General features: G+C 36.1%; 9 protein-coding genes. 6 read left to right on the top strand and 3 right to left on the bottom strand.

The window, feature by feature from the left end:
• Nucleotides 1–553 precede the first annotated feature (553 nt).
• The 4 genes from CEV08_RS06530 to CEV08_RS09680 all read left to right on the top strand — a co-directional run bounded on the left by CEV08_RS06530 (nucleotide 554) and on the right by CEV08_RS09680 (nucleotide 12,665).
• Nucleotides 554–3,628: an autotransporter outer membrane beta-barrel domain-containing protein gene (locus CEV08_RS06530; protein ID WP_100130880.1), complete on the top strand. Its 3,075-nt coding sequence runs from the start codon at nucleotides 554–556 to the stop codon at nucleotides 3,626–3,628.
• A gap of 1,411 nt (nucleotides 3,629–5,039) precedes the next feature.
• Complete coding sequence (locus CEV08_RS06525) at nucleotides 5,040–7,925, top strand: autotransporter outer membrane beta-barrel domain-containing protein (protein ID WP_100130879.1); 2,886 nt, start codon at nucleotides 5,040–5,042, stop codon at nucleotides 7,923–7,925.
• Between the two features lie 170 nt (nucleotides 7,926–8,095).
• Entirely contained in the window at nucleotides 8,096–11,305 is a 3,210-nt protein-coding gene (locus CEV08_RS06520) for an autotransporter outer membrane beta-barrel domain-containing protein (RefSeq protein ID WP_100130878.1), read from the top strand.
• Nucleotides 11,306–12,485: 1,180 nt separating this feature from the next.
• Nucleotides 12,486–12,665, top strand: a complete 180-nt coding sequence (locus tag CEV08_RS09680) for a hypothetical protein (protein WP_100130876.1) — start codon at nucleotides 12,486–12,488, stop codon at nucleotides 12,663–12,665.
• Here the strand turns inward: CEV08_RS09680 and CEV08_RS06505 are convergent.
• The 3 genes from CEV08_RS06505 to CEV08_RS06495 are packed head-to-tail and all read right to left on the bottom strand — an operon-like array spanning nucleotide 12,662 to nucleotide 15,441.
• A complete protein-coding gene (locus CEV08_RS06505) occupies nucleotides 12,662–13,633 on the bottom strand; it encodes a WD40 repeat domain-containing protein (RefSeq protein WP_100130875.1) in 972 nt (323 codons plus the stop codon). The genes CEV08_RS09680 and CEV08_RS06505 overlap by 4 nt on opposite strands.
• 11 nt (nucleotides 13,634–13,644) lie before the next feature.
• The gene (locus CEV08_RS06500; protein ID WP_100130874.1) at nucleotides 13,645–14,676 is read right to left on the bottom strand and encodes a CobW family GTP-binding protein; all 1,032 of its coding nucleotides are present in this window, start codon (nucleotides 14,674–14,676) and stop codon (nucleotides 13,645–13,647) included.
• A gap of 21 nt (nucleotides 14,677–14,697) precedes the next feature.
• Nucleotides 14,698–15,441 (bottom strand): creatininase family protein, encoded by a 744-nt coding sequence (locus CEV08_RS06495; protein ID WP_100130873.1) that lies wholly within the window; start codon nucleotides 15,439–15,441, stop codon nucleotides 14,698–14,700.
• Between the two features lie 658 nt (nucleotides 15,442–16,099).
• Here CEV08_RS06495 and CEV08_RS06490 point away from each other — a divergent pair.
• The gene (locus tag CEV08_RS06490; protein ID WP_143434456.1) at nucleotides 16,100–16,324 is read left to right on the top strand and encodes a hypothetical protein; all 225 of its coding nucleotides are present in this window, start codon (nucleotides 16,100–16,102) and stop codon (nucleotides 16,322–16,324) included.
• Nucleotides 16,325–17,089: 765 nt separating this feature from the next.
• Nucleotides 17,090–17,377 carry a hypothetical protein gene (locus CEV08_RS06485; protein WP_100130871.1) on the top strand — a complete coding sequence of 96 codons (288 nt, stop codon included), beginning with the start codon at nucleotides 17,090–17,092 and terminating at the stop codon, nucleotides 17,375–17,377.
• Nucleotides 17,378–17,843 lie beyond the last annotated feature (466 nt).

Genomic DNA, 17,843 nt, shown 5'->3' with positions numbered 1-17,843 from the left:
TTTATTGTACGTATGAGCGTGTTTTTTTGGTGCTAAAGAAAATTTGCTTAAATTTTTTGCTGCTGATGCGATAAAGTGACTCATTTGTATAAGCTTCTTAAGCGTGCAGAAGCCCGGTCTGTCTTATGTTCTCTTTTTTAGTGTCGTATTGATCTTATCTAATATAATATTTGACGCTTTCGAAAGCTCGTTTTTGAGCGTTTGTTTTTCACTAATTTAAATCCTTTTTCATTCATTGCTTTGTGGATTAATTTTTAAATTTCACAAGGTTTAGTTGTGTTTTTTATTAAATTACACGTATTGATTTTATTTTTTCTTTACACGAAATACAGAATGCATTATACACCCATAAAGTGTGCTTTGTTATTATTCTCTTATAAATAGTTTTGAGCGTAGAGCTTCTGATAAGTTTATTGAGATAATTCATTGCACGGTTCAAATGAGCATGAGGCATGTCTTTTTTGTTACACCTTCATATTTTGAGGTGCGCAATGCGATGTTTTGCAAGTGCTTTTATTTTTAATGAGAGGGGAAGGAAAGTTTCGAGGGAACTATGATTAAAGTATTTAGAAATCATCTGTGTTTATATACTGTAACAACAGCTATCCTCTCTTTGCTCCAAAATGAAATAGTCGTTGGTGCAAGGGCAGAGGAAGGTGTTAATCTTCCTGCTCATAGTGTTAGCGGTAGAAATATAGGGGCCGCTAGGCATAGCGTTTCAATTACTGGTTTTTTAGAACCAATTTATTTTACCGTTAGTGCTGATGGACATAATATTCCTATTGTTGAGATTATCCCCCCTCTTCCTATTAGTGGTGTTGATGGGTGGCCTATTTATCCTAATAACGTGGGTAATGGTTTTGGGGGTGGAATGAGAGGGGAAACAGGAAGTAAATATGCTCGTGAAATATATGAAAATAATAAGCTTATAATACATGATGGTGCGTATTATATATGCGATAATTGTAAAGAAGATAAAATTGATAATCGGTCTTATAAAGCTATGCATGGGTGGGACCCAACTAACGTTACTGCTATAACCGTGAAGGGAGTAAGAACAGGGGTTAGTGGAAAAAATGTAATGGTTAGCAGTCAAGTTGCTGATAAGGATTTTTTAGTGGGGGTGCACGTATTAGAAAAAGGTAAGGTTGTTTTTGAAGCTCCGACTATCAAAAATGCAGTCATAGCCCTTCGTGCGACTAATGGAGTGATTAAGGTAGAAAAGGGAAAGATTGAGGAAAGTCATGAAGGTGTTGATGCAGCAGATGGTTCATTTGTTCGTTTAAAAGATACAGCAATTAAGACGGCTAATGGGAATGCAAGTCTTTTAAGTTATGATCGTTCAAAAATCGTGATGTTAGGTGGATCTGTTGATTTTATGAACAGCCATGGTGTTTCTTCGATGTTAGGGGGGAAAGTAAATCTCAAGAATGTTAAAATTACTGGGAAGGGTAAAGAAAAAAATTCGGGTAATCATGCAGTTTTGCGTACGGATTTAGGGGGGGATATTAATTTAAAAGGTACGACTATTCATGCTATGGATGTCCATGGCATATTATTAGAAAATCAAGTCGATTCTACTCCTCAGCAGGGAATTAAAGAGCCATCGAATGAAAATTCTGAGTCTGGGAGAGCTGTGTCCAAAGTTAATCTTAAATCTTCTTCTGTTACGGTAAAAGGTAAAGGATCTTATGGTGTCTATTTGCGAGGAGAGAAGCCATGGAGAAAAGGTGAGGGGCAAAAAGAGGAGATTTCATTAGAGGAAGAAAAAGCTCCAGCGAGATTAGAAATTGTTAATTTGGACACAACAAATTTTTCTGTTTTAGACGATGTGGCTCTTTATGGTCGCAATGTTATTTCTGGTGTGGTGAGTTTGATGAAAAGTACTCTTCGTTCAGAAAGTGCTTTGTTAAAGGCTGAGAAAGGGGCGTCTATAACGGTTTTGGCTATTGATTCTACGCTTGAAGGTGGCGCTCACGTTGATAAAGATTCTAATGCCGAACTTTATTTAGGAAAAAACTCCACTTGGATTTTACCACAAAATTTGCAAAAAGATCAACGTGATTCTTCTATTTCATTGGTCAGTCTTATGGATAAGAGCTCTATTAAGTTTAAAAGACAAGAATCTTCTTCTGTTGATGATTATCAAACCCTTCGTGTTGGACGGGGAAAGGGTGAAGTTTATAAAGCAAAAGATGGTGCACATATTCATTTAAATACATATCTGAATGAAGGGGGAGACCTTGATCATCAAAAAACTGATCGTGTTTTAATTCATGGGGATGTTTCGGGAAAAACAATGCTTCATGTGCGTGCTGTTGCAGGAAGTCCAGGAGGATACACAGGTAGGGGCAGAAATGATCAAGGACTTTCAGTCGTTCAGGTTTCTGGACAAGCAGAGCAGGATTCTTTTCAGTTGGAAGGTGGGTATGTGGCGTTAAACAAATTACCTTATCAATATAAGCTTTATGGTTATGGTCCACAATCTAATTTAGGAAAAGCAAACGAGAAGCAAAGATTAGTTGAAGGAAGCGGAGAGTTTTGGGATTTCCGTCTTGAAAGTCGATCGATAGATTCTGATACTAAGCCTAAACCAGATCTTGATCCGATGCCTTCTCCAGAACCAGCTCCAGAGCCTTCTCCTCCTCCTAAACCGGAAGTTAAAGTTGTTGTTCCACAGGTTCCAACGTATCTCCTTTTGCCTAATGCCTTGTTTCATATTGGTTTGATGAATGTTAGCAATCAAAATAAGCGCTTAGAAGCTTTGCGAATTGCTTCTGGAGGATCGTTAGAAAGTCGTGAAAATCCTCTCTTTTTTGTGAGAGGTTATGGTGGCAATCATCGTTATACTTCAAATCTTTCTGCGCTTGAATATGGTTATGGCGGTGAGCTTGGTTATAATGCTATAGAGGCAGGTGTTTTGCTAAAAGCAATCGAAAATATGTATGGTAGCAGTTCTTTTGGAATTATAGGTGCTTACGAGAAATTTTCTTTGCAACCTTTAAATGTTGAACAGAGCCAAAAAAGTACATTTGATAAATGGTCAGTTGCGGCATATGGTGGTATGCAGCATGATACGGGTTTCTACGTTGATGGTCTTGTATCTTATGGTTTTTTTAAGGGGGATGTTTTAACAACGGCACGGGGTAAAACGGCAACATTAAAGGGAAAACCTTTAAGTGCTTCATTGACGACTGGTAAAACATTTATGGTAGGAGATGACGGCTTTGTGTTTGATCCGCAAGCTCAGGTTGTTTATCAATATCTTCAATTTAATAAGGGGCATGATGTGGATGGTTTTGATATTGAACTTGGAAATATTCATCAGTGGATAGCTCGTGTTGGGGGGCGTTTAACAAAGATGCTGGTTGTTACTGATGAGAATCAAGCTGTTTCTTTTTATGGAAAGCTTAATCTTGCTCATGGTTTTGGAGAAAAGAAATCTGTGCACTTTAAAGATGCATTCCAGTTAGGTGATTTTGGTTCTTCACTAGAAACAGGATTAGGTTTTAATGCCCAATTATCTCAAAACTTTTCTCTTCACGGTGATTTGGTTTATCAGCATAAGCTAACGAAAGCGGGTTTTTCTGGAACGAGTTTCTCTGGTGGATTGCGTTATCATTTCTAGTGTTGTTCTTGTTTTTGATTAATCTTTAAAAAAGCCACAAGCTATACTTGTGGCTTTTTCTCGTTCTTTATTCCTTTTGTTGTTATCGCCTTTTTATAGAGTGTGACGGTACATATCTTTAATATGTTTTCTGGTTGGATTTTTTTCGTTTTTCTTGAAAATTTTAATACATTTGTATGTTATCATTTTAAAGTATGTATTTTAGAGTTTTTTCACCTTGTTTATAATATGCTGTTTTATAAAGATATGTTTTAATAATGCTCTTGATCTAGAAAAAACATTCATTTGCATGTATAGGATTGGCTGTTGGATACATAATTGTTTTAAAAAAAGACGGTTGTTTAAGAAAAGGCCAGTGGCAATATAGCTTTGTGAATTGTATTTGGAAGATAGGACTTACAGCATTAGAAATTGATCAAGAAAATAATACTCCTCAAGCGTAATGAGGACCGTATTCGATGATGCTTTATATTATATATTTGGTGCTGTTGTGAAATGGTGGGAAAAATGAGATATATTTGAAAAAATTGGCGATTGAAGACATAATGAGGTATTGTTTTTTGAAAGCTGTATTTTATAGATGATAATAACTAAAAGTTGAAGTTATGTGTCATCTTCACGTGTTAAAAATACGGCTCTGAATGCTTTTGAATATTGTAGAGTTGAATGAAAAGGAAATGGTGAAAATAGGAACTGATGTTGACTTTTACACTTTCCACCTCTTTTTCAATGAGGCTGTATTTCTATAAATTTTGCCTAAAAATAGACAGATATGCTCTCTTTTTTTCATAATTTGGGCATATACTTAAGATTTGTTTGTTTCCTAATATTGCGAATTGTGACAGCTCTTTTGTGATAGCTTTTGGCACAAGAGATGGTTTATTAGAGGCATTTTAGTCCTTTTTTATACAATTTGGCTCTTATGTTCTCTCCGTTTATGACGTGCAAGAAAATGATTTTTATTGATTCAGCTATACATAGATTTTCAATAAGAGAACTTTACGGTATTCAGGGGGGATTCAATGTGAGTAACGATAAATAAACATTATAAATCAATGTGATACTGTTTGTAGAGTGCATATTATTTCAATATGATATTTATCCAAAATATATTGATTATATGCGCTTTGAGTATTGATTGAGGATCAGTTAAAGTAGGCTTTTAACGCACATAAACCTCTTAAAGTTGTTTTTGAACAACAACTTTAAAGATGATTTTTCTCTTATTTTTCAGTTCTATTTTTTACAGATTTTTTTATAAAAACAAAAAATTTATACTGTATTTTAGTTATTTACATAAAACACAAAAAGTGATACCAGATCCAATACTTTAAATTAAAATGGATTAAATTTCTTTTGGTTAAGTTTTTTGGTACGTTGCATATTTCTCTTAATTAAGGGAGGCAAAATTATGGTAAATTTATTTAAAAATCGTTTCTCTTTATTTACTTTTACAACGGCACTTCTTTTTTCTACGCACAATGTTGATGTATTTGCGAGTAATACTAAATCTCAAGTCTCTTCTGGAAAAAATCAGTCTTCATGTGATGCGAATGCCGGATTTTATCATTGTAATGATGGTAGAATATATGAAATTAAGGATAAAGTTTATTCGCTCACAGATCAAAATGTTAATAGTGCTCATGGAGTAGCCATAGAGGCGTCTCAAAAAAGAACAGTAATTAGGGGTGAAAATATAACTGTTAAGGGTATTGTGGATGAAACGAAAGATTTAGAAAAGAACAATTGGCAATATGGTGTAAAGGTATCAGAAGGGGCGACGGTCATGCTGACTGATGATTCCACGTTGAGTGGCGTTTTAGTGGGGGTAGAGGCATCTCGAAGTGGTTCCCTCGCCATGTTTGGTGGATCGATTGATGCAATCAAAGTAGGGGCTATTGCAAAAGGAAAAGCTCAAAACTCTGGAAGAGAACAATTTTACAGTAAAGTTCGTTTAGTGAACACACATATTAGTTTAGGTGAGGTTGGAGTTAAGATAGAAGAAGGAGGGAGTGCTGGTTTAAGGGGGGTCTCTATTAGTGATAAGGGTGGTAATGGCAAGGGGGCACAAGAGCTGAGTGCAGGTTATCAGAGTGATCGTGCTGCTGTTCATGCATATAGAAGTGGTCCTGTTATATTTGTGAATAATGATTCGAAGAAAGGTTCTATTGATGTTACGGATGCTCATGGTTTTTTATTGCAAGGAAATGGCGATAAAGATTATCAGGTTGTGATTGAAGATTCCGATATTACAGTAAGGGGGAATGCAGTTTATGGTATGCGACTTGAAGGTGAGACAGCTTCAGAGTATCAGTTAGAGAGAAAATCGCGTGTTTATTTGACTAAGACGCGTTTTATCGTTCCAGATAGTATGGTTATTTATAGCAGTGAACAGAAAGATCTTACCATACATTTAAAGGACACAAAGCTTTTTGGAGATTTGTTGCTGAAGGCTGATAAGGGCTCTTCTCTAAAGATTCATGCTCGTGCTTCTGCACTTGTCGGTCAAACTCAGGTTGATGATAGTTCTGAAGTCCACCTTGACTTAGACAATAAATCACAGTGGGCTTTATTGCAACCAAGACATAAAAATTTACAAGATCCTCATTATAGAGGTGTTTCATTTATTTCATCGGTAGATCTTTATAATAGTTCTATTGTTTTTGAAGAGCCGAAAGCGGGAACGGCTCATGCATATCAAACCCTTTATATTGGAGATGGAAAGGATACTGTTTATGTAGCTTTTGGTGATGCTTGGATTCATTTGAATGCTCGTTTAAATCCTCATGATACAAGTGGTCGTCAAGTAACGGATCGGCTTCTTATTCATGGTGATGTTAAGGGAAGAACTATAGTCAATATACAAGGGGTTGCGGGAGGTTTAAAAGAAAAAAATGAAAAAGCGCATAGTGTTTCAATTATTCAAGTTTATGGAAATGCAGCACATGACTCTTTTCAATTGAATGGAGAGTATGTGACATTAGATGGTGCGCCTTATAAATATGTTCTTCGTTCTTATGGACCAGAAGCTACTAAAGGGGCGGAGCATGTTAAACAGAGATTTGCTCAGAATGGGGGAAAGTTTTGGAATTTTCGTTTAGAAAATGAATATGTTCAAACATCTGCTGATCATAGACAAACTCCTATGGTTTCTAAACGTACACCTCCTACATACGTTTCTTTTAAGGATATTATTCCAGCACCTTCTGCTGATGCTATTCCAGCACCTTCTGCTGATGCTATTCCAGCACCTTCTGCTGATGCTATTCCAGCGCCTCCTGCTGATAATATTTCTAAGATTGAAAATGTTCCTCCATCTGGGCGAGGTGTAAGAGCTGTTGTACCGCAAGTCCCAACTTATCTGCTTTTGCCGAATAGTTTGCTCCACGTTGGTTTGATGGATATTCGTAATCAGAACAAACAGTTAGAAATATTACGGAACACTTCCAGTGGAATGATCGAAGGTCGTGAAAATCCTGCTTCATTTTTACGTGGTTATGGGGGAAGTTACCGTTACACTCCAGATTTGTCCCCGCTTGAGTATGGTTATGGAGGCGATCTAAGGTACTATGCCATCGAGGCAGGTGTTTTGCTTCAAAAAATTGAAAATGTTGACAGTGCTCTATCCTTTGGGGTTATGGGATCTTATGGAAAGCTTTCTCTAGAACCTCAAGATGTTGCACAAAGTCAAAAAAGTACATTTGATAAATGGACTGCCACAGTCTATGGCGGCATGCAGCATGATGTGGGATTCTATGTCGATGGTCTTTTATCCTATGGTTTGTTTAAGGGAGATGTTCTAACAACAGCACGGGGTAAGACCACAACCTTGAAGGGTAATCCTTTAAGTATGTCATTGAGAGGGGGGCAGACAATTGCTACAGGATATAAAGGTCTTGTATTTGATCCACAGGCTCAGGTTGTTTATCAACATCTTCAGTTTGATGGGGCTCGTGACATTGATAATTTTGATATTGAGATGAGTAAACTTGATCAATGGATGGTGCGTATTGGTGGGCGTTTGATGAAAACTCTTGCTGCGTCTGAAAATGATCGTGATGTTTCTTTCTATGGCAAGATACATTTTGCCCATGATTTTGGCAAAGAAAGATCTGTGCGCTTTAAAGATTTTTTCCAGTTGGGGGCTTTTGGTTCTTCTCTAGAAGCTGGATTGGGGCTTAATGCGAAATTATCTCAAAAATTAGCATTTCATGGTGATTTGGTTTATCAGCATAAGTTGAGCAAAGGCGGTTTTTCTGGGATAAGTTTTTCTGGTGGTCTTCGCTACCGTTTTTAGACGCCTATGAAATATAAAGTGACTTTTAAATAAGTTATAAAGTGTTGCGTAAAGTACAAAATGAATATTAAAGTTTTGTACTTTACACTGTTTTTGTATTTAAGTTAGCGTTATTGTGAGTATTTTCTGTTTTATTTAGGGGAGGGAGAAGGGGAAAATGTAGTAGACTTATGGTTAGTGTATTTAGAGATTATAAATTTTTATTTATTACAACGGCTATTGTTTCTTTTTTGCCAATCACAAATATTAATGCAAATCTTAATAATTCTAAAACTCTCTGTGATGAAACGGAGAGTCTCTATGTATGTAATGATGGTAAAAAACACAAGTTTAGAGATAAAACTTATCATTTAAAAGTTTCTCAAGATAACTCTCCTCGTACTACGCCTAGGGCAGCTATATTTGTAGAAAAAATAGAAACTGTTGTGGATGCTTCTCAGATAAATGTTATAGGCGATAATCTAGATCAAATAACTGCATATGGTGCACATGTGACAAATGGTGCGGAGCTTATTCTAACCAATTCAAATTTTAAAAATACACTTGGTTTTAAAGCTAATAATGCAGTTATTCGTATGACGGACGGGACTATTCAAGGAGGTTCGCGTGCTGTTTATGCGTCTGGGGAAAAAGCAGATATTGCTTTAGTTAATGTAAATATTGAGATTGAGCCAGATAGTTTGAAGCTAAATGAGATTGAGTTAAATGATTTGGCGGTAAAGGGGAGCGGTTTTGTTAGTGAATTAAATGCCTACGTTAGGATCTCAGGTAGTACGATTACTTTTAAAAAGGAAAGCTTATTTTCAACAAGGTTTGGGGGAAGATATCTTCTTGATACGACAAATATTCAGGGAAGCGGAAAGAAATACACGACTGTTGTCGATGAGAGAAATGTTGATAAATTTTCAGAAGCCTTTGATATTTCTCAAGGTGGTGACGTTCATTTGAGGGATAGTTCTGTTCAGCTTACGGATATGAATGGTTTCTTGATTAAGAATTCTTCAGGCTATGCTTATAACAATGGCAAATTAATCCACCAATATGGTTTATCAGATGAGTTAAAGAAGACAAACATTAAGATTGAAAAATCAGACATTTCTGTGCAGGGGAAGGGAACAAATGGTTTTTATTTTTATGGGCTGGATCTAATCAGATGGGCTGATGAGTTGAATTTAGATGATGATAAACGTTCAGAAACGGAAAAATTTTTGTTTGGAGAGGCATCTGTTTATTTGTCAGAGACAACTGTTCATGTGCCGGATGGTATTGCCATTTATAGTACGGGAGATGATGGTTATGGAGCTGAAGCTACCATTGAGTTAGTAAAAACAACGATCTCTAGTGATTTACTGCTAAATGCTGAACATAATTCTTCTCTATTGGTGAAAGCAAATAATTCTATGCTTAGAGGAGGTATTCGTGTTGAAGATATATCGAGTGTTCATTTAGAGTTAATGCATGGTTCTTCATGGCATTTAATCAAAAGGAAACATGTCGATTTGCAGGAAGCATTTCCTGTAGATTCATCACTTTCGTCTATAGAACTTTCTGATAGTACACTTGTTTTTGAGAAATTGATATCTAAAGATTATCAAACATTGTATATTGGAAAAGTGTATATTAGAGAAGGAAATGATTTAAATGGCATAATGTTATTAGATAAGGTACAATATGATAAAGAAGCCTATAAGGCAGAGGGTAATGTTCAGATTAAGATGAGTATGTTTGTGAACAAAGACGGCTCATTTGATCCTCAAAGAACTGACCGTATTTTGATTTATGGAAATGCTCATGGGACGAGTGTAATCCGTATAGAAAATTTTCTGAAAGATTCCAATAACGAGGTGAGTAAGAAAGGAGATGATAGTATTTCACTTATTCAAGTTTCTGGAAAGGCAAAAGAAGATTCTTTTAAACTAAACAGCAATTATGCTATAATAAATGGCTTACCTTATCAATATCAGCTTCGTGGCTATGGTCCAGATTCTTCTCGTGGGAAAGCAGATTCAAAGAATAGATTGGTTGCTGGGAGCGGTGATTTCTGGGATTTCCGTCTTGAAAGTGTTTATATTGATTCTAAATCAGATTCTCCTGAGTCTAGGGTTACTCCCATTTCGTCTTTAGATCCTAAACTTTTACCATCCTCACCTGAAACAGAAACTATTTCTTCTGGACCATCAACAGGGACTATTTTACCTATAGATTCTTCGCCTTCTTCGTCTGAACAATCTCCTTCTATTGATTCAGTGTCTGTACCATCTACACCGTCTTTACCTGAAACATCTATTTCTACGGATCTTCCTTCATCTTCATCCAGTGAAACAAACTCCTCTTCTATACTCTCTGATCCGGTTTCTCCTTCGCCTACGGATTCTGTTGCTGTTAAGCCTGATATGAAATCTAATCCTAGAATTAGAGCTGTTGTTCCGCAATTGCCAACGTATCTTTTGTTGCCTAATGCCTTGTTCCAAACTGGTTTGATGGATCTGACTACGCACAATAAGAAGTTGGAGATAATGCGGAATGCTTTTCATTCTTCTTGGAAAGACGATGAAAATTCTGCCTTTTTTGTTCGCGGTTATGGTGGAAGTTATCATTATGCTTCAAATTTATCTGCTTTTGAATATGGTTATGGAGCCGAATTTGATTATACGGCACTGGAAGCAGGTGTTTTGTTGAACGAGATTGAGAATGTATACAGTCGTACATTGTTTGGGGTGTTGGGCACTTATGGAAGCTTTTCTCTGCATCCTCAAGATGTTGAGCATAGTAAAAAGAGTTCATTTGATAAATGGTCTGTTGCTGCTTATGGAAGTTTTCAGCATGATACCGGTTTTTATATGGATGGGGTCTTCTCTTATGGTTTGTTTAGAGGAGATGTTTTGACCCTTGCACGGGGCAAAGTTGTGGCGTTAAAAGGGAAACAGTTTAGTGGTTCTTTCACAAGTGGTAAAACGTTTTCAATAGGCTATAAAGGTGTTGTTTTTGATCCACAGGTTCAGGTTGTTTATCAGCATCTTCAGTTTCATCAAGCGTATGATGTTGATAATCTTAATGTTGATTTAGGAAAATTTCATCAATGGGTGGGGCGTGTTGGTGGGCGTTTAAGCAAGACACTAGGTGTTTCTCAAGAGGGGCGTGAGGTTTCTTTTTATAGTAAGCTTTTTTATTTGCATAGTTTTGAAGATAAGCAATTTGTTTCTTTTAAAAACGATTTCCAGTTAGGTGCTTTTGGCTCTTCTTTAGAAGTAGGGATTGGATTTAATGCGCGTCTTTCTTCAAAACTTTCCCTTCATGGAGATGTCACTTATCAGCATCGGTTGAAGAAAGTTGGTTTTTCTGGAGCGAGTTTCTCTGCTGGATTGCGCTATCTTTTTTAAAAGAGCTGCACTGTGTAGTTTTATATGAAAGGCAGAAGATTTTTCTGCCTTTTAATATGTGAAAATTCACTTTGCTTCATCAATATAGTTATTGTTTGATATAACACATTACAATACATGATTTTTTTGATTTATGATTGAAGATACTCAATATGCTTTCTTCTTCTATGATGAGGAATTTTTTTAAAATTTTCAATGTTATAATATGAAGACAGATTTCATTGCGAAGGTGAGAAGCTTGAATGTTTGTGGTATACTCTTTTAAAAGAAGCAGTATTGATGCTTATTTTTGTCCGTTTTTTATTAATTTTTATAGATTACACGTTTAAGTTTTGTGGTCTTTATTCACATTTATATCAGCCAATACACATATTATTTGTTTTCTTTTTTAAGATGTTTCCTTGGGTATTTTGGGTAAATACTTATCTTTTTAGAAAAGACAGAGGGAATTTTAGGGCAACTATAATAAAAATTAAAGTATGCTTTATCGTGTTTTTAGGGGTATTTTTTCTTTTTGCCAATGATAAATGCTAAGAGAACTCTAATAAGATACAAATTATTTTTATTGCTGTAATAAGTGGGCATTATCATTCTATTTTCTCGCTTCCAATTGCGGTGGCTTTAGTCCTCGAAACTGTTCATAGGAAGTATTTTGAGTTCTTTCTGAAATGTTTTATATCGAGACGGTTCTCTCTGTTTGTAATGTGCAAGCAAATGGTCTTGGTTGATTCAATATAAACAGATTTGAAATGAGAAAATTTTACAACTTTAAGAGCTTTCATTCGACATGTAAACAATGAATGCTCTTTGTTAAACCAACTTGATATGTTGAGATAAGAAGCCGAATTGTCAATCAGAATGAGTTGAAAGTTTTGTCCTTTGAGCTGTGGAACGGAGGTTAAAAATTTTTATTTAGAAAAATAGAGTTTTCTTCTTCTGATCATGGGAATAAATAGGCTTTTTCGATGATAATAGAAGCTATATTTTTCTGAAGTACTAAGAAAAAAGTGCCTGTATGGGAGTTATAGCCTATGGCATAGGTTATGATAGAGAGATGGCTTTATAGGCGATGGGGTGGTTTGGTCTTATGAGGGGGTATTCTTGTGTGGAGGGAACAATGTTAAAAGGTTAAAAAATATGTTGAAAGCTTTTTCTTATCTAAAGGGGGGAGATTAGGGAGATGGAAGACTTCATGATTATAGAAGGGTTTGGAGATTGCTTTTTGGGGAGAGGAGATTTTTTTGGAGGGAGCGTGCTTGGGATTTCTGCGCGCTGTAGAGATGCGCGGGGGTTGAAATTTCTCAAGGACTTCATAGGAATTTTTATCGGTGATGGTTGTACGCGTTGGTGCTTGGTTTAATCAGTGATATTGATCACACCACATTCACCATTTTCGCTGCCAAAAGTGAGATTGTGCCCTTTTTGATCCCAGTTGAGTGCTGAGATGGCGCTTTTTCCATAGCCTTTTAGCAGGGCTTCTTTTCCATCGCGAAAATGTGCCGCTAAAATCATTCCATCATTGAAACCTATGGCGACAATCTCTTCACTTGGATGGCATGAAACGGTGCTAACAAGTGTATTGGCTCGCGTTCCAAGTTCTAGGGGTGTTTTTCCCATGGGGCCGTCTTTTGTATGAAAGGGCCAAACAATTGCGGCAGAAGCCCCTGATGTTGCGAGCCATTTTCCTTTTGCACTCCAAGACCAGCTTTTGACTTTGCTTGGGTAGCCACTCATGCGTAAATTTTGATGATCAGTCAGACGCCAGCCATGCAAGGCATTTTCTTGCATCGTGGAAATGACATAGCGGTTGTCTGGTGAAAAGATAACACCACAATGAGCGCCTTTCCATACCAATGTGGTGGGAGATGTTTGCGTTGATAACCAATGAAGTGTGACGCCATTGTAATGGGCAACGGCAAGTCGTAAACCTTTTGGGGCAAAAGCCAGACCTTCTACACTGCGCTCATGTGTGAGCTCTTGTTGTTCTTTTCCAACATGTACAAATGCGAGACGTGAGGAGGAAAAGGCAAAAGATTTTTGGGGACCAAAAACAACGTTATTGATCCATTTTCCCTCTTTTTGGCTGAGCAGTTCTATATGACCATTTGCTCTTGTTTGACAGACTTTTCCATCTTCTCCCCCTGTGACAATTACAGTATTGTCATGGGAAAAATGACTTGAAATTATTCCTTGATGAACTTCAAAGATTTGTGGGGCTGGGGTTAAAAAAACGATCAAACCTTCCACGGAAACAAAGGCTGGTTTATTGCCTATAAAACCACAAGAAAGGCAGTAACTTTGGAGATTATAATGGGTAATGTTTGGCATTGTCACTCATTTTATGCGCAATTTTCAAAACCAGTTTTTAACTTTTCAGCATCAAGAGAGCGTCCGATAAAAACAAGGCGGCTTTCTCGTTTTTCATTTTCACGCCATGGGCGTTGGTGTTGTCCCTCAAGCAGCATATGAATGCCTTGAATGACATAACGATCATCATCTCCTTGAAAGGCAATAATGCCTTTAAGACGCAAGATATCAGGTCCTTGTTGCTGGGTAAGCTGTTGGATCCAAGGGAAAAACTTTTCTGGTTGCAGAGAACCTGTTTTTAAACTTATAGAAGTTATGCTAATATCATGAATGGTGGATGTGTGATGATGATGGTCATGATGGCAATCGGGGCCACACACATGATCTCCATCTTGGTTTGTATGCTCGTGATTAAGAAAATGAGGCTCATGGTCTAGAGTTCGTTGGAGGTCAAAAAAAACACGATTGAGAAGTTTATCAAGAGGAATATTGGTGCGCTGTGTGGTATAGAGTATAGCGCGAGGATTAATCGCAAGAATAAGAGATTCAGCATGGGCACATTCTTGTACCGTGACGAGGTCACTCTTATTTAAAAGAACGATGTCTGCGAAGGCAATTTGCTCTTCAACTTCACGACTGTTTTTCAGTTGAGAGGGGAAATGTTTTGCATCAACAACCGCTATGACACTGTCAAGGGTTGTTTTTTCATGGACAGTATCATCCATGAAAAAGGTTTGTGCAACAGGAACGGGATCAGCAAGCCCTGTTGTTTCTATAATAATTGCATCAAATCGATGAGAGCGTTGCATCAGACTTTCCAGAATGCGAATGAGATCGCCACGTACAGTACAGCAAACACAGCCGTTATTCATTTCATAAATTTCTTCATCTGATTTAATAATCAGATCATTATCAATCCCAATTTCACCAAATTCATTGACAATGACGGCATAACGTTTGCCATGATTTTCACTGAGAATGCGATTGAGTAGGGTGGTTTTTCCTGCACCAAGATAACCCGTGAGGACCGTAACAGGAAGTTTTTTGGGGGAGGGCGTTTCCATGAGTGGACCTTTTATTGATCTTTATTGCCATGAGTTTATATTAAATCGATTGATATCATCAAGTAAATCACGAAGCTGAGAGAGAACATGAAAAAATATTGCTTCACCAGCTTGTGGTGTTGCTTTGCTTGCATTTCCTGCTGCACCTTGCGTGTTGAGATCACGCATTGTCCAGCCAAAGGCATGAGGACCATAAGCGCGTAAATACCGATAATTAGCAATCATATCCGCTTGTTTATTATGAAAATTTTTAGCCTTTTCCATATGGACTTTTTCTGGAGCTAAATAGAGCATAAGAGAGGTTTCGATAAAACCTCCATGGATATCAAGATGCTGTTGAGAAGGTTCTATTAGACCTTGTGGTAAACCAAAACGGCTCCAGCTTGTTGCGACAGCGAACATGGAAAGACGTCTTCGTAATTCGGTGATAACAATGCTCATTAAAGGTGAATTGCCTCCGTGAGCATTGAGAAGAAGAAGGCGGTTGATCCCTTTGTGATAGCAGTTTTCACCAATCTTTATCCAGCGCTTGATTGCGTCAGAAAAGGTAAGGGTTTGTGTGCCTGTAACATCCATATGTTCTATAGAATAGCCAATCTTTTCAACCGGTAAAAGTGCAATATGAAGTTGTTCTTTTGTTTGTAAAGTGAGGGCTTTTGCAAAAGCTTCAGCAATAATCCAGTCGGTTTCAAAGGGAAGGTGCTCTCCGTGATATTCGTGTGCGCCCAAAGGCAAAAGAGCTAGAAAAGGCGTGTGAGATATCATAAATTATTGCCCAAAAGATGAAGTTAATACAGACAAAGTAATCAAAGGTGCTGTTACTGTTTAATCTATCTATAACAGAAACGCAAATTAAGTGTATTTTTACATTCCATGGGGATGTTCTAAAAATGAGGGCTTTTTTTAACAGAAACGAAGATTTTATTGAAAAAAACGAACATAGTTTTTGACATAATATGCGGCAGCTCTTCTAAAATCAGTATCTTTTGTAAGCGTTTTTGATATGTCTTTTTATTTTTGATAAATCAATATTTAGGTAGATTAAATACTTCACATCATGTCATGAAAAATATTTTTTCATGATGTCTTAAAAAGATAATTTTAGATGAAATTTAATACGCTTCTTTCTGTTATGGAGCTTAGGATAAGCAAAACATTTCTGTGGTAGCGAAGGCTACAAGGGTACAGACTTTGGTTTCAATCAAGATTCTTGCGTTCTTTATTCAAGTTTACATAGACATCTTACAAAAGGATAGGAATGTTTGTCCATTTTACTTTGAACAGTGTCTTGAAAGATTTTTATGTTGAATGAGGGGCTCTATTATCGTAAGTTTCTCTTATTTCAAACCTGTTCTATCTTGAGTCAATAAAAGTCATGTCTTTTGCACATTACAAATGGATTTTCTGTGTGTGGGGGCTTGCTATGCGGAATAAAAATGTACAAGAAAAGCATGCCTCTGATGAACCATCTCAAATGCCAAGGGGTGGTTTGCAACATCCACGCGCTGGCAAAGGGTGTGAGGGTGCCGGTTTATCCTTTTGTTACCAGCTTGCTCTTTTGTTAAGAGTCGAGATGGTGGAGCTCAATGAATGTATACTATTCGACGCGCAGAGTCGTGAAATTGCAGAGATCTTGACGCGCTTATAAGATGATAAAGAAGAAACACTGTTGAAACCATGATAAACAGTCTCTCATTATAAACAGAATCCTCCGCCATTATAAATTGTATTGCACATCGCTTATTTTAAAGAAACAATCAGGTATTCTAAGCCTATTTTGCAAATGCTGTGCGTCAAATCGTATAATGGTAAATCCATATAATAACAAAACTCCTTATAATAAAAAACATTGTACACTCTCGTCTTGATAGTTTTTGAAGTAAAAAGATGGTGTCATCATATATTTTATCAACTTCCGATTTTTACAATAGCACTCGGTCCTTAAAATACCTCATAAGCGGTATTTTTTCTTCAAGTTTTTTGACTTACACACCGCTCTCGTTTGTGATCTACAAGCAAATAAATTTGATTGATTCAATATAAACAGCATTAATATTTAAGGGAAATTTATAATTTTTAAGTCTTTTATTCAAAATGCAAAACAATAGATTATGATTATAAATCAGTATCTTGATTTTAAGATGAGCGGTTGATAAGCTTATTGTTTAATATCGGTTTTCAAGGGCTATTTTTTCAATGTGCTTATCTTGAAGCAGGTTCTTCAAAAACGCAATTTTCTCATAGATTTCTTTATCATTTTTCAAATTTTAATGACAATTATATTAAATATACCATTAAATTAAATATGTAGTATATATAAAATGAACTCTTAGTTAATCGTTTTTGTCTTTACAGATTTTGTTGTTATTATTACACTATGCTTATTTAAAGAAAAATATGGTAGTGTGAATTCATGTTGAAAATAATTAAAAATAATTTTTATATTTTTGTATTATTTATCCTTTTTTTTGTACCAGTTACAGAAAGTCATGTAAATACTGCTTTCTCTTTCTTTCAAAGAGAATTGTCTTTGACTAATCAAGAGGAAAATATAGTTAATCGAAATAGAGATATGATTGTGATCTACCCTATTGGAGAAAAAAATCAGCTCACTATTATGAAAGTTAAGCATGAAGATTGTTTTTCAGTACTTTGGGGAATCATCGCATTTTTCATATTCTTTGCATCTGGTTTTAGCTAGTTTTATAGCACTCTCGTGTTGCTTATAATGTTTTTATAAATCTGATGGGTTGACTTATTTTGTAAGTGCATTTTATTCATTTTTAAAATTAAAATTTTAATGCTTTATACTGTATGAGAGAGAAGAGCTTAAATGACTTTTTTGAAGATGCTATGGGATGTTTWTATATATTAATAAAAGTTGAAAATTATTTCGTTAACGTCTTTTTTGTTTGAAAGTAGAAATCTTGCTAGCTCTTTTACGATTTATAACTTTTTTGTAAAAAAATAGTACACCCTTTTAGGGCTTATTTATGGAGATATATTTGTTTAATATCGCTGTTTTTATTTACTAGAATTTTATTTCTCGAAATTAACAATAGCAAACTTGTGTTGAATCGATGAGGGATATAAGATTTTCAAAGTGCCCTTTTATCTTTTTCTTATCCCGATAAGAGAAAAGTATTATTACATGGACAGTTTTTAAT

The organism is Bartonella tribocorum, assembly GCF_002778015.1.
Taxonomy (GTDB): domain Bacteria; phylum Pseudomonadota; class Alphaproteobacteria; order Rhizobiales; family Rhizobiaceae; genus Bartonella; species Bartonella tribocorum_B.
Note: the sequence above shows the minus strand (reverse complement) of the source record. Positions and strands in the feature narration are given on the sequence as shown.

What these genes read in the sequence shown, in the direction of transcription:
- CEV08_RS06530 (WP_100130880.1), top strand. Translation starts at nt 554, where the DNA reads ATGATTAAAGTATTTAGAAATCATCTGTGTTTATATACTGTAACAACA.
- CEV08_RS06525 (WP_100130879.1), top strand. Translation starts at nt 5,040, where the DNA reads ATGGTAAATTTATTTAAAAATCGTTTCTCTTTATTTACTTTTACAACG.
- CEV08_RS06520 (WP_100130878.1), top strand. Translation starts at nt 8,096, where the DNA reads ATGGTTAGTGTATTTAGAGATTATAAATTTTTATTTATTACAACGGCT.
- CEV08_RS09680 (WP_100130876.1), top strand. Translation starts at nt 12,486, where the DNA reads ATGGAAGACTTCATGATTATAGAAGGGTTTGGAGATTGCTTTTTGGGG.
- CEV08_RS06505 (WP_100130875.1), bottom strand. Translation starts at nt 13,633, where the DNA reads ATGCCAAACATTACCCATTATAATCTCCAAAGTTACTGCCTTTCTTGT.
- CEV08_RS06500 (WP_100130874.1), bottom strand. Translation starts at nt 14,676, where the DNA reads ATGGAAACGCCCTCCCCCAAAAAACTTCCTGTTACGGTCCTCACGGGT.
- CEV08_RS06495 (WP_100130873.1), bottom strand. Translation starts at nt 15,441, where the DNA reads ATGATATCTCACACGCCTTTTCTAGCTCTTTTGCCTTTGGGCGCACAC.
- CEV08_RS06490 (WP_143434456.1), top strand. Translation starts at nt 16,100, where the DNA reads ATGCGGAATAAAAATGTACAAGAAAAGCATGCCTCTGATGAACCATCT.
- CEV08_RS06485 (WP_100130871.1), top strand. Translation starts at nt 17,090, where the DNA reads ATGTTGAAAATAATTAAAAATAATTTTTATATTTTTGTATTATTTATC.